General features: G+C 57.8%; 13 protein-coding genes. 5 read left to right on the top strand and 8 right to left on the bottom strand.

The genetic code is table 11. The annotated features are described in order from the left end of the window. Nucleotides 1–230: 230 nt before the first annotated feature. From cimA to surE, 5 genes are all read right to left on the bottom strand, one after another. The gene (gene cimA / locus ACOYNV_RS12910) at nucleotides 231–1,814 is read right to left on the bottom strand and encodes a citramalate synthase (protein ID WP_422900193.1); all 1,584 of its coding nucleotides are present in this window, start codon (nucleotides 1,812–1,814) and stop codon (nucleotides 231–233) included. Between the two features lie 104 nt (nucleotides 1,815–1,918). Next, a complete protein-coding gene (gene rpoS / locus ACOYNV_RS12905) occupies nucleotides 1,919–2,875 on the bottom strand; it encodes an RNA polymerase sigma factor RpoS (RefSeq protein ID WP_422900192.1) in 957 nt (318 codons plus the stop codon). 2 nt (nucleotides 2,876–2,877) lie between these two features. Then, on the bottom strand, nucleotides 2,878–3,798 hold the full coding sequence (locus ACOYNV_RS12900) for a peptidoglycan DD-metalloendopeptidase family protein (protein WP_422900191.1): 921 nt from the start codon (nucleotides 3,796–3,798) through the stop codon (nucleotides 2,878–2,880). Continuing rightward, the gene (locus tag ACOYNV_RS12895) at nucleotides 3,795–4,451 is read right to left on the bottom strand and encodes a protein-L-isoaspartate(D-aspartate) O-methyltransferase (RefSeq protein WP_422900190.1); all 657 of its coding nucleotides are present in this window, start codon (nucleotides 4,449–4,451) and stop codon (nucleotides 3,795–3,797) included. The genes ACOYNV_RS12900 and ACOYNV_RS12895 overlap by 4 nt, the downstream gene beginning before the upstream one ends. After that, nucleotides 4,448–5,191 carry a 5'/3'-nucleotidase SurE gene (gene surE / locus ACOYNV_RS12890; RefSeq protein WP_422900189.1) on the bottom strand — a complete coding sequence of 248 codons (744 nt, stop codon included), beginning with the start codon at nucleotides 5,189–5,191 and terminating at the stop codon, nucleotides 4,448–4,450. Before surE ends, ACOYNV_RS12895 begins: the two co-directional genes overlap by 4 nt. A 20-nt stretch (nucleotides 5,192–5,211) precedes the next feature. On the opposite strand from surE, the gene ACOYNV_RS12885 reads away from it, so the two are divergent. From ACOYNV_RS12885 to ACOYNV_RS12870, 4 genes are all read left to right on the top strand, one after another. Next, nucleotides 5,212–5,415: a hypothetical protein gene (locus ACOYNV_RS12885; RefSeq protein WP_422900188.1), complete on the top strand. Its 204-nt coding sequence runs from the start codon at nucleotides 5,212–5,214 to the stop codon at nucleotides 5,413–5,415. A 136-nt stretch (nucleotides 5,416–5,551) separates the two neighbouring features. Further along, nucleotides 5,552–6,046, top strand: coding sequence for a bacterioferritin (bfr, locus tag ACOYNV_RS12880; protein ID WP_422900187.1), 495 nt, complete (start codon nucleotides 5,552–5,554; stop codon nucleotides 6,044–6,046). A gap of 2 nt (nucleotides 6,047–6,048) precedes the next feature. Continuing rightward, a complete protein-coding gene (bfr, locus tag ACOYNV_RS12875; RefSeq protein WP_422900186.1) occupies nucleotides 6,049–6,531 on the top strand; it encodes a bacterioferritin in 483 nt (160 codons plus the stop codon). Nucleotides 6,532–6,592: 61 nt separating this feature from the next. Further along, nucleotides 6,593–6,814: a (2Fe-2S)-binding protein gene (locus tag ACOYNV_RS12870; protein WP_422900185.1), complete on the top strand. Its 222-nt coding sequence runs from the start codon at nucleotides 6,593–6,595 to the stop codon at nucleotides 6,812–6,814. 104 nt (nucleotides 6,815–6,918) lie between these two features. On the opposite strand, the gene rlmD is transcribed toward ACOYNV_RS12870, so the two are convergent. The 3 genes from rlmD to ACOYNV_RS12855 all read right to left on the bottom strand — a co-directional run bounded on the left by rlmD (nucleotide 6,919) and on the right by ACOYNV_RS12855 (nucleotide 10,331). Continuing rightward, nucleotides 6,919–8,217: a 23S rRNA (uracil(1939)-C(5))-methyltransferase RlmD gene (rlmD, locus tag ACOYNV_RS12865; RefSeq protein WP_422900184.1), complete on the bottom strand. Its 1,299-nt coding sequence runs from the start codon at nucleotides 8,215–8,217 to the stop codon at nucleotides 6,919–6,921. Nucleotides 8,218–8,254: 37 nt separating this feature from the next. Further along, nucleotides 8,255–8,974, bottom strand: a complete 720-nt coding sequence (gene mnmD / locus ACOYNV_RS12860; RefSeq protein ID WP_422900183.1) for a tRNA (5-methylaminomethyl-2-thiouridine)(34)-methyltransferase MnmD — start codon at nucleotides 8,972–8,974, stop codon at nucleotides 8,255–8,257. Nucleotides 8,975–9,287: 313 nt separating this feature from the next. Continuing rightward, nucleotides 9,288–10,331 carry a rod shape-determining protein gene (locus ACOYNV_RS12855; RefSeq protein WP_422900182.1) on the bottom strand — a complete coding sequence of 348 codons (1,044 nt, stop codon included), beginning with the start codon at nucleotides 10,329–10,331 and terminating at the stop codon, nucleotides 9,288–9,290. A gap of 478 nt (nucleotides 10,332–10,809) precedes the next feature. On the opposite strand from ACOYNV_RS12855, the gene ACOYNV_RS12850 reads away from it, so the two are divergent. Next, on the top strand, nucleotides 10,810–13,102 hold a 2,293-nt coding region (locus tag ACOYNV_RS12850; protein ID WP_422900216.1), incomplete at its 3' end, for a transcription-repair coupling factor.

Here is a 13,102-nt window from a genome sequence, read left to right as displayed (position 1 = left end):
TAAGCGGCAAGGTTAACGCGGCTCACAGGCACGCCATCGTGGGATCGCCTATGGACGGGCGTTGCGGGCCAGCTTATTTATAAACGTAGACTGGTCAGCCTTATTTGTTCATGCAGGGCGTAATAAGCGATGCTGTTCTGCATCCCCTTTGCTCATGTTGCGCGGCACACGACTTATTTTGCCAAACCAATTGCACCAGCCCAATACGGCTGAAAAACCCAGCCCCGATTTCAAGCCGCGACTTTGGCTTCTTCCAGCTTCAACAGCTTGTACTCGATCGAATCAACCAGCGCAATCCAGCTTGCCTCGATGATGTCCGTCGAAACCCCGACTGTCGTCCACACCGAATCGCCATCCGTCGATTGCAGTAATACACGAACCTTGGCGGCGGTGGCATCCTTGCCATTAATTACGCGCACCTTGTAATCGGTCAAATGGACGTTGGACAGTTCCGGATAGAACTTGTCGAGCGCCTTGCGCAGTGCGCGATCGAGCGCATGCACCGGACCGTCGCCCTCGGCTGCGGTAATTTCCTCGGTGCCGTCGACCTTCAACTTGACGATGGCGGAAGAACCGTATTCGCCATTGGTCGGATGTTCGCCGATGATCCGGAAGTGCTCCAGTTCAAAGAACGGGCGGTACTTGCCGAGTTGCTTGCGAATGACCAGTTCAAAGGTGCTTTCCGCCCCTTCGAACTGATAGCCCTGATGTTCCAGTTCCTTCAGGCGCTTGATGATGCTGTCGGTCACCGCATCATCTTTGGTGATGCTGGCATCGACCTCCCAGATTTTTTCCAGGATCATGCGTCGTCCGGAAACTTCACTCATCAGGAAGCGGCGCTGGCCACCGACCAGTTCCGGGTTGATGTGCTCGAATGAATGGGACGCCTTGTTCACGCCATCGATATGCATACCGCCCTTGTGGGCGAAGGCGCAGTTGCCGACGAAAGGGTCGCGCTCATTCAGCGCCACATTGGAGATGGCCGCAATGTGGCGTGCGACGCGGGTAATGTTCTTGTACTGGTCGGCCGGCAGGCATTGAAAATTACGCTTGACGCCGAGATTGGCGATGATGGTCGACAGGTTGGCATTACCGCAGCGCTCGCCTAGCCCGATATAGGTGCCCTGAACATGCCTGGCACCGTTTTCGACGGCCATCACGCTATTGGCTACCGCCATGCCGCCATCGTTATGCGCATGAATGCCGATTGGCACACGGAACAGGGCAACCATTTCCTTCACGATTGTCGCCACTTCGGACGGAAAAGTTCCGCCGTTGGTGTCGCAAAGCACCAGTGCATCAGCACCGCCATCCACAGCGGCTTGTAGCGACTTGACTGCGTATTCCGGGTTGTTCTTGTAGCCGTCGAAGAAATGCTCGGCGTCGTATACCAACTCCTTGCCCTTGGCCTTGAAGAAGGCCACGGTGTCGCGGATCATGTTCAGGTTTTCTTCAAGCGTGGTGCGGATGATTTCCGTTACATGGAAATCCCAGCTTTTGCCGAAAATGACGATGACAGGCGTATCAGCCAGCATCAGGGACTGGACGTTGTCGTCATTCTCCACCTGAGTGTCACGACGGCGGGTGCTGCCGAAAGCGGCGAGTTTTGCGTGCTTCAGGACAATGCTCCCGGCCCTGGCAAAAAATTCGAGATCCTTGGGATTTGAGCCGGGATTGCCGGCTTCGATGTAGTCCACTCCGTGGTCGTCCAGAAGCTTGAGTATCCTCAACTTGTCTTCCACTGAGAACGAGATTCCCTCAGCCTGAGCCCCGTCCCGCAAAGAGGAATCGAATATCGCTACTTTATTGCTCATTTCAAACTTCCTTGATTTGGTTCTCGACCACCACACGCCCTCACCCCCGACCCCTCTCCCAGAGGGCGAGGGGAGGTTCGAGAGTCGCTGGCGCGACTTTCACGCTAAATGAGATTATCCCGCGTCACTCCGCCACGCTTGATGACGCGGCGAAGTTGATCAAGCGCTTCGATCTGGATCTGGCGAACGCGTTCGCGGGTCAGGTTGAGGTCCTCTGCGACCTCTTCAAGCGTGCTGATTTCACAACCTCCGAGGCCGTAACGACGCTCAAGCACGCGACGCTGCTTCTCGGGTAACTGTTCAACCCAGTTGCTCACCAGATTGCCTACTTCGCTTGACTGCAGCAGGTTTTCCGGGTCGATCGCATTGTCATCGGCAATGGCATCGGCAACGGTGTGGTTGGGATCGATCTCCAGGGGGGCATCGAGCGAGGCGATATGTTCATTGAGCGCCAGCGCCCGGCGTACATCTTCGACCGACCGGTCAATGAGGTGGGCGATATGCTCAATGCGGGTCTCTCTGCCGTTGGCTGATTCCAGATGCCGCATGGCACGCAGGATCAGGTTGATCTCCTTGACCACATGGACCGGCAGACGGATGGTGCGCGACTGGTTCATGATCGCACGTTCGATGCTTTGGCGAATCCACCAGGTAGCGTAGGTCGAGAAACGGAATCCGCGCTCCGGATCAAACTTCTCGATCGCATGAATCAGGCCAAGATTTCCTTCTTCGATCAGGTCAAGCAGCGGAATGCCGCGATTGAGGTAATGCTTGGCGATGTTCACCACCAGCCGCAGGTTGTGCTCGATCATCTTCTGCCGTGCGGCAAACTCTCCAGCCCGCGCGCGGCACGCCCAGTCATATTCTTGGTCAGGAGTGAATAAGGGCTTGGCGCCGATCTCGTTGAGGTAATGCTGGGTGACGTCGTTGAGCAGTTCAACTTCCGGCGTAGCGGCAACCGTCTCGTCTTCCGTTTCGGTCAGTACATCCTCTTCGGACGCACATTCTTGCGGCATCTCATCTTCGGCAAAACCGGCGTCGGAATCTGGATCGTCGGACATGATCAGCGCTGCGGCAGATACTTTAGGGGATCAAGCGGCTTGCCCTGACTTCGGACTTCAAAGTGCAGCTTCACCTGATCAGTGTCTGTATTGCCCATCTCGGCGATCTTCTGACCCTTGGCAACCATCTGCCCTTCCTTGACCAGAAGGGTCTGGTTATGTCCATAAACCGACACGTAGGCATTGTTGTGCTTGACGATCACCAGTTTGCCGTAGCCACGCAAAAAGTTGGCGATAATGACTTTACCGTCAGCCGCAGCAATCACTGGATCACCCGCCTTGCCTGCGATGTCGATCCCCTTGTTGCCACCTTCGCTGAAAGTACCGATAGTTTTGCCGTTAGCCGGCCAGATCCAGACGATCTCGTTACCGCTCGCCGCAGGTTCAGCCGGTTTGGCTTCGGGTTTGGCTTCAGTCTTGGCTACCGGCACCACCGGCTCTGCAGGTTTCGGCTGCCCCTGATTTTGCGCAAGCGCCAGCGCCTGATCCGAGTAGGGCTCCTTACCGGCCTTTGGCTCACGCTTCAAGGCTTCTGTATTGGAGCCAAGCGGCCGCATTTCGACCCCGGGTTCCGCCCCGATCGGTTTGGCAACCACCACTTCGGATACCACCGGCGATGTCGACGCCACCGACGAAGTCGCCGCAGCAGGCGGTTTGACCTTCAATACCTTTCCGACCGTTATGCGGTTCGGGTTGTCGATTCCGTTCATCGCAATCAGGTCGCGATGATCCATGCCGTGATCACGGGCAATGCTGTAGAGCGTATCGCCCGCCTTGACGGTGTAGGTGTCCTGGGCTGCAGACGCCTGGCCTCCGCGCTCGGCCAGCGGCGCCGGAGACTTGCTTGCACATCCAGCCAAAGCAAGCAGGGCGGTGACTACAGCCACCAGACCAAGCTTGGCGAAATTACGATTATTCTTCATTCGAGTCCTGAGAGAAGCGGAACGAAACGAACATTGTCCAGACGGGTTTCGACGTAACCATCGGCACAACGTTCAATCAGAAGAAGATACTGATCTGCGGTCCCCAACGGCAATAGCATTCTGCCACCAAGCGCGAGTTGCTGCAAAAGTGCGTTTGGTACACAAGAAGATGCCGCCGCAACGATGATCGTATCAAAAGGCGCGGCTTCGGGCAGGCCGAGATGTCCATCAGCATACTTCAGCCGCACCTTGAACTGCTGGATTGTCCGCATATTGAGCTTGGCCTTGGCCAGCAGCGGCTCGATCCGTTCGACGGCATAAACCTCGTCCGTCAGTTGCGCCAGCACCGCCGCCTGATAGCCACAGCCCGCACCGATCTCCAGCGTCTTGCCGAGCTCACGCCCGCTACGCAGCACCTCGATCATTCTGGCCACGATATACGGCTGCGAGATGGTTTGTGAAAAGCCGAGCGGCAGCGCCGTATCCTCGTAGGCGCGCGATGCCAGCGCCTCTTCGACAAACACGTGACGGGGAACGGCGGCAATTGCCGCCAGAACCCGTTCGTCCCGAATTCCCTTCTCACGCAGACGCTCGATCATGCGCGAACGCGTGCGTAGCGAGGTCATGCCGATACCGGAAACGACTCGGCTCATTGCGCCAGCCAGTCGCGAATCAGCGGGAGTTGTGCGTTGTGCGTCAGATCGATCTGCAGGGGCGTTATCGAAACCTGAAGGTTATCCACGGCATAAAAATCAGTGCCCTCCCCGGCATCCTGAGCTGCACCGGCGGCGCCTACCCAATAGACGGTCTCGTTGCGCGGCGTCAGCGCGCGCACCACAGGCTCGGCCTTGTGCCGTTTACCAAGCCGCGTGACGACCATGCCACGCAGCAACTCGTAAGGAACATCCGGCACATTGACGTTGAGCAACAGGGGCTCGCACACCTTCTGGCGCTGGATCATCTGCACCAGTTCCAGGGCAACTCGCGCCGCCGTCTCGAAATGCACCCCGGCCTTGCTGCACAAGGAAACGGCAAGCGACGGAACACCAAGCAGAAAGCCTTCGGTCGCCGCTGCGACGGTACCGGAATAGATCGTGTCATCGCCCATGTTGGCGCCGTGATTGATGCCGGAAACAACCATGTCCGGCAGTTCATCGAGCATTCCTGTCACGGCCAGATGCACGCAATCGGTGGGCGTTCCGTTCACATGGTAGTAGCCGTTGGCCGCGCGCTTCAGGGAAAGCGGGCGATCCAGCGTCAGCGAGTTGCTGGCTCCGCTGCGGTCGCGCTCAGGCGCCACAACGGTGATCTCGGCAACCTCAGACAGTGCTCGCGCCAGACATTCAATCCCCGGCGAGAAGTAGCCGTCATCGTTGCTGAGCAAAATTCGCATATCAACCCATTAAAGCGGGAATGAAGAAACAAAAAAACCGGCAAGCTGCCGGCTTTTGGAAAATGGTCGGAACGGTGGATCTGTTTCAAAATCCCTTGCGTTTGCCACCTGAAAACCATACCGCCACCAATCAGGCGAAATTATACGGGTATTCGGAAGCGAGTGTGGAAACAGGCAGCAAGCGCTGGCCCATGCCCGGTCCGAATCCCTTCACGTCATTGTAGCCAACGAGGTGGAACTGGCGCTTGCCAATGGTGTCATTGCATTGTCTGAGCGGAATATTTCCATCGCCCCCCCCCCCCGGGGAATAGCGGTTCAGGAAAGCCTGCCAATTGTTTCAAATGACTTCGGGAGCACGTTATGCAAGGCGATCAAGAAATCATCGAGATACTGAACGACCTGCTGGCAGGAGAATTGACCGCCATCGACCAATACCTGATCCACGGCGAAAAATATTCGGACATGGGCTTCAACCTCCTGGCAGAGAAGGCGCTGCACGAATCATTGCACGAGCGCCAGCATGCCCGGGCGTTGATCCAGCGCATCCTGTTCCTCGAAGGCAAGCCCGATCTGACCAGGCGCGATGCTTTGAAGATCGGTGCAACGGTCCCGAAAATGCTTGAGGCCGATCTTGCCCTGGAATACCACGTTGTCGGCGAACTGAAGAAAGCAATGGCCGCCTGCGAAAAAGCCCAGGATTACGTCACCCGCGACATGCTCAGTGTTCAACTCGAAGACACCGAGATGGACCACGCCTACTACCTTGAAAAGCAGATTCGACTGATTGAACTGGTCGGTCTGCAGAACTATCAGCAGAGCCAGATCGGCTCTGGCAATCCGGCATCCGGGGCATAGCGATGAAAGGCGAAAAAATAATAATCGGCACACTGAACAAGGTGCTGAAAAACGAACTGACGTCGATCAACCAGTACTTCCTGCATGCCCGACTATTCCGCCATTGGGGCCTGGAGAAACTGAACGACTACCAGTACAAACAGTCCATCCGTGTCATGAAGGAAGCCGATGTGCTTATCGAGCGTGTCCTCTTCCTCGAAGGCCTGCCCAATTTACAAAACCTTGGCAAGCTGCTGATTGGTGAAAATGTCACCGAGTGCCTGCAGTGCGATCTCAAGTACGAGCGCGAGATCCAGCGCGCGCAACTGATCGAGAGTATTGCGCTCTGCGAGGAACAACAGGACTACGTCAGTCGCGACTTGCTGGAAGATCTGCTGGAACACTGCGAGGAAGCGATCGACTGGCTGGAGACGCAGCAAAGCCTGATCAAGGACGTCACGCTAGCGAACTATCTGCAGGTACACATTGAGCCGGGCGGCGATTGATCAAGCTTGTTCGTTTTAGGCCTTATTTTTCAGCACTGTCTGCGCGTTTGAATTTTGGAGAATGAGCGTGTATGTCTGCGTCTGCATGGCGATCACCGACCGCCAGATATGTGAAGCTGCCCAAGGTGGCGCACGCAACCTGAAAGACTTGCGGCGCGACCTTGGAGTTGCACGCGAATGCGGCCATTGCGCAGCGTATGCACGGCAGTGTCTTGAAGAGGCTAAACAAGACCAGAAAAAAAGGGACAAAACAAAGCGGCTGGTCACGGTAAATTTGTTCTGACGCTAACCCATTGATTTTCTGTCATTCCGGGTCAAGCCCGGAATGACGGCGGATGGTTAGAGCAAATTTAGCCTGGCGACTGATCGCTTGACCACCCGACCGGCTCAGCTCCTTTCGAACAACGCAATCGACTCTACATGTGAGGTATTGGGGAACATGTTGACCACCCCGGCGCCTTTCAGGCGATAGCCCTTCTGACCCACCAGAATCGCTGCATCGCGTGCCAATGTTGATGGGCTGCACGAGACATAGACAATGCGGCGCGGCCCGCCCTCACCAATGGAATTAACCAGTTCCACCGCGCCTTCGCGTGGCGGGTCGATCAGCACCTTGTCGAAATGACCGAGCGCAGTCAGCATTTCCGGCGTGACTTCAAACAGGTTGGCAACCCGGTAGTCCGCCTGCCCGGCCAAGCCATTGGCAGAAGCGTTCTCGGCTGCCCGGCGAACGAGCTCGGCGCTACCTTCGACACCCACCACATGGGCGCCGGAGCGGGCGATCGGCAGGGTGAAGTTGCCCAGCCCGCAGAACATGTCGGCGACCCGCTCACCTGGCTGCGGGTCAAGCAGCGCCAGTGCACGACGAACCAGAACGTGGTTGATGGCGAAATTGACCTGGGTGAATTCGGTGGGCGAGAAAAAGTGCTCGATGTCGTAATCCGGCAAACAATATGAAAGCTTCGGCCCTTCGGCCGGGTAAAAGCGGTAAGCGGTGGCCGGCCCTCCGGCTTGCAGATAAAGCACCACGCGGTGCCGGTCGGCAAACGCACGCAGCAAATTCTCGTCGGCGGCACTCAACGGTTCGAGAATGCGCAGCACCAGTGCGGTGATGCGCTCGCCAGCGGCGACTTCGATCTGCGGCATGGCTTTGCTGATCGACAAACTGGAAATCAGCTCGCGTAGAGGCATCAGCAGCGCGGAGACATGGGGCGGCAGAATATCGCACTGGCGCATGTCGGCGACGTAGGAACTCTTGCGCTCATGGAAGCCAATCAATACGCCGCCTTTTTTTGGTAGCACGCGTACTGATAGGCGCGCACGCTGGCGATAAGCCCAGGGAGCCCCGTAAATTGGTGAATAAAGCTGCTCGGCCTTGATCCGGCCCAGATGCCAGAGGTTGGATTCGAGCACCCGCTGCTTGGCGGCAACCTGCGCACTCGGGTCGAGATGCTGCATGCTGCAACCGCCGCACACTCCGAAATGCGGACACTTCGGCGTTACCCGACTGGGCGAGGACTTGAGGATGCGCTCAGTGCGCGCCACCTCGTAAGTCCGTTTCTTGCGCAAGCAGACATACTCGACCTGCTCGCCGGGCAAGGCGCCCTCGACAAAAATCGTCTTGCCATCAAGCCGCGTAATTCCGCGGGCTTCGTGATCCAGCGATTCAATGATTCCGGTCGGCATCCCGCTTCCTCGAGAAAAAACACGCCATTTTAGCGGTCTACGGCTTTTCGGCGATATCAGGCTGACCAAAGCGCCCCACCAGCATTTGCCGCTTGCCGGCGAAACCCGGGCGTTTCTTGACGTCGAACTGTGCTGCGCGCAAGGCAAGACGCACAGATCCGGCGACCGACCAGGTGGCGAGTGTTGCTCCCCTCAAGGCAAGACGCGCTAGAGAACGGCATAGCGCAGGTGACCATAGTTCGGGGTTTTTTGCCGGTGAGAAACCATCCAGATAGAAAGCATCCACCGCCGCATCGATCTTGGGCAAGGTCTCGACAGCGTCGCCGAAAACGAGCGTGAGGATGACCCGACCGCCATCGAATTCAAGGCGATGCTCACCCGGCACCAGTGGCGGCCAGCGCTCGCGTAATTCTGCAGCGAGCAGCGCTAACTCAGGCCATACGGCATGGGCAAGTTCCAGATCGTCAGCACGAAAAGGGTGTTTTTCCAACGAAACAAAGCGCAGTATTTCACAACGATCCGGATCGTTCTGCCACGCCAGCCAGGTGGTCAAAAAATTGAGCCCGAGACCGAAGCCGGTTTCCAGAATTACGAAGCACTTTTTGCCCTGCCACCTCGCCGGAAGGTTGTTGCCGGCTAGAAAAACATGTCGCGCCTGAAAATGCCCACCAGCCGCCGAGTAGTACACGTCGTCATAGACTTCAGAAATGGGCATACCCTCGAAGCCAAGGGTCAGGCGGGCGGGTTCAAGAGGCATCAGTTCGGACTCTTCCTGATCTCGGAGACGGCTGTGCAACAAGTAAACCCGAAAAACTCAGTCTATCCACGAAAATCACGAAAGACACGAACAGAATCAATGGCTTGATGCATCATCTCAATTCACCCTTTTTCACCCTTTGGGGGGCTATCTTCATCTCATTATCTCCTTGATTATTTTCGTGCTTTTGGTGTTTTTCGTGGACGAACTGCTTTTTCCAGGATAAACGCTTCAATGGTTAGGCTGATTCATGCCCTTTGTCGAGGCGTCACCATTTAACGATATGTGCCCGCACGCCATGATGCGGCCACCATTATTCGTGGGTAAATATGCTCCCCAGACTGTCGATTTTTTCCAGAGCCATCCCCGTGCCGCGCACCACACAGGTCAATGGATCCTCGGCGATGATGACCGGCAAGCCGGTTTCTTCCATCAGCAGGCGATCCAGGTCGCGCAACAGGGCGCCACCGCCGGTGAGTACGATGCCACGATCGGCGATGTCGGCGCCCAGTTCCGGCGGTGTTCTCTCGAGGGCGACTTTGACGGCGGTCACGATCTGATTCAGAGGATCAGTGAGGGCCTCGAGAATTTCGTTGCTCGAAATCGTGAAGCTGCGTGGAATTCCTTCCGACTTGTTGATGCCGGAAACTTCCATCTCTTGAACCGTCGCCCCGGGAAAGGCGGAACCGATGGTTTTCTTGATCCTTTCGGCCGTATTCTCACCGATCTGCATGCCGAAGTTTCGGCTGATATAGCTAATGATTGCTTCGTCGAACTTGTCGCCCCCGACCCGCACCGACCCGGCATAGACCATGCCCCCCAAGGCGATCACGGCCACGTCGGAGGTTCCACCGCCGATGTCGACCACCATCGATCCGATCGGCTCGGACACCGGCAGGCCGGCCCCGATCGCCGCCGCCAAGGGCTCGTCGATGAGGAAAACCTGACTGGCACCGGCGCCTAATGCCGATTCACGGATTGCGCGCCGCTCAACCTGGGTTGCGCCTCCCGGAACACAGATGATGATGCGCGGACTCGGGGTGATCAGGCGTGAATCATGTACTTTCTTGATGAAATGCTTGAGCATCATTTCGGTGACGGTGAAGTCAGCAATAACCCCGTCTTTCATTGGCCGGATGGCGGTGATATTGCCCGGCGTCCGACCGAGCATTTTTTTCGCGGCAATTCCGACCGCCAGCACCGTTTTCCGGCCGCCGGGTCCACCCTCGGTACGAACAGCCACGACCGAGGGTTCGTCCAGAACGATGCCCTGACCTCGAACATAGACCAGTGTGTTGGCAGTACCCAAGTCGATCGCCAGATCGCTTGAAAAGTAGCTGCGAAGAAATCCAATCATGGCGAATAGCCTCCTACGGATAGTTCATTATTTGATCGAAGGCCTGCGCTCAATAGCTATCCGCAACGAGTGCGTAGCGAGAGCCTGATGGCCGGTGTGGCAACGATAAGCCCGCACAAAGGCGGGCTGACTCCATTCCGATTCCGGAACGAGAGCAGACTCTTTTACTTTGCCACACAATTTGCTGCGTTGCAACAATGGCATCCGGCATTATGAATTCATGTCCTGAGCAGGCTTGTGAACCGCTTCGCCTATGCCAAGTGAAGACGCGGACGCAAAATAAAACGACTTGGCACCGCAACTTCCCATACCTGTCGCGCCCCACTCTTACGCCTTTAAGATTGATGCATTTGCACCCGCCTGCACCTCGCACCACTCACCATGACGGCTATAATGGCGGGCTTTCACGCATTGTCTCAGACCACCACTCGTGCCTCAAGCCCAACCCGTATCCGAATCACCCGCCGCGCTGCTTTCGATGCCCTTGCCCTCATTCAAGGCCGGCGAGCGCACGCATTTGCCGCCGTTTGCCGGATCGGCGGATGCGCTGCACATCGCCCAACTGGCGGGCAAGACCGGGCAGAACAAGCTGCTGGCGGTTCTGACAGCGAGTGCCGTCGATGCCCAGCGTCTGCTCGATGAAATACCGTGGTTCGCCCCCGACCTGCGCGTGCGCCTATTGCCCGACTGGGAAACGCTGCCTTACGACACCTTCTCGCCGCACCACGACCTCATTTCCGAGCGTCTGGCCACGCTTTACAGCGTCATGCGCGGCGAATGCGACGTGCTGCTGGTGCCAGCTTCGACGGCGGCTTACCGCTTCACGCCGCCGGCCTATCTGGCGGCCTACACCTTCTTCCTGAAAAATGGCGAGAAGCTCGACGCCGAGCAGTTCCGCGCCCAGTTGACGCTGGCTGGTTACGCGCACGTCACGCAGGTAGTCGCGCCTGGCGAATATTCGATACGTGGCGGATTGGTCGATCTTTTTCCGATGGGCTCCGCCCTGCCCTTCCGCCTCGATCTGTTCGATGATGAAATCGAAAGCATCAAGACCTTTGACGTCGACACCCAGCGCACGCTCTATCCGTTGCCGGAAGTCCGCCTGTTGCCGGCGCGCGAATTCCCGCTCGACGACAAGGGACGCACCCATTTCCGCCAGCGCTTCCGCGAAATTTTTGAAGGCGACCCGGCGCGCTCGGGCATCTACAAGGACGTGTCCAACGGTATCCCCTCGGCGGGAATCGAATACTGGTTGCCACTCTTCTTTGAAGAAACGGCAACGCTCTTTGACTATCTGCCCAAAGACACGGTGCTTTGCCTGCACAACGACGTGCCAGAAGCCATCCGTTCATTCTGGCGCGACGCCCAGTCGCGCTACAACATGCTCTCCGGCGAGCACAGCCGGCCGTTGTTGCCGCCGGGCGATCTGTTCCTCGCCGAAGAGCCCTTCTTCAGCGCCGCCAAACCCTATGCACGGCTGATTCTTGCCGCAGGCAGCGACGGGCCGTCCACAACGCTACCGCCGGTCGCCGTCGACCGTCGTGCCGAAGACCCGCTGAGCGCGCTGAAAGCCTTTATCGCCAGCTTTCCCGGCCGCATTCTGCTACTGGCGGAATCAGCCGGACGACGTGAAACCCTCGCCGGACTCTTTGCGGATTACGGACTTAAGCCCGATTCCAGCGCTGATCTGGCTGGATTCCTGGCCGGCGACAGCAAACTGGCGCTGTGCGTCTCGCCGCTGCATGATGGTTTTCTCCTCACTCCTCACTCTTCACTCTCAACTCCTCTAGCCTTCATCACCGAAGCCGAGCTTTACGCCGGCAGCCCTTCGCGTCGCACGCGGCACGCCGCACAGCGCAAGGCCTCGCTCGACAACTGGCTGCGCGACCTGACCGAGCTCAAGGTCGGCGACCCGGTGGTGCATGAACAGCACGGCATCGCCCGCTACCAAGGGCTGGTGCACCTCGACCTCGGCGAAGGCGACATGGAGTTTCTTGAACTCCACTACGCCAACGAAGCCAAGCTTTACGTGCCGGTTTCACAACTGCACCTCATCTCGCGCTACTCCGCAGCCGATCCCGATGCCGTGTCGCTGCATTCGCTGGGCACGCCGCAATGGGAAAAAGCCAAGCGCCGCGCGGCCATGCAGGCGCGCGACACGGCCGCTGAACTGCTGGCGCTTTACGCCCTGCGAGCGGCCCGCCAGGGCCACGCCTTCGAGTTCAAAATGCACGATTACGATGCCTTTGCCGATGGCTTCGGTTTTGAGGAAACCCCCGACCAGGCCGCAGCCATCAACGCCGTGATCGACGACATGAAATCCGGCCGCCCGATGGATCGCCTGGTGTGCGGCGACGTCGGTTTTGGCAAGACCGAAGTCGCCCTGCGCGCCGCCTTCTGTGCCGTGGCTGGCGGCAAGCAGGTAGCCGTGCTGTGCCCGACCACCCTGCTCTGCGAACAGCACTTCCAGACCTTCAGCGACCGTTTCGCGCAGATCGGCAACAACTGGCCAGTCAGGATTGTCGAGCTCTCGCGCTTCAGAACAACCAAGGAAACAACCCTCGCGCTCAAGGAACTGGCCGAGGGAAAAGTCGATATCGTCATCGGCACGCACAAGCTGCTGCAAAAGGACGTGAAATTCACCCGTCTCGGTCTGGTGGTGATCGACGAGGAGCATCGCTTCGGCGTGCGTCAGAAGGAGGCGCTGAAAGCCTTGCGCGCCGAAGTCGACGTGCTGACGCTGACCGCCACGCCGATCCCGCGCACGCTGG

The sequence above is a fragment of the Propionivibrio sp. genome (assembly GCF_049316945.1).
Taxonomy (GTDB): domain Bacteria; phylum Pseudomonadota; class Gammaproteobacteria; order Burkholderiales; family Rhodocyclaceae; genus Propionivibrio.
Note: the sequence above shows the minus strand (reverse complement) of the source record. Positions and strands in the feature narration are given on the sequence as shown.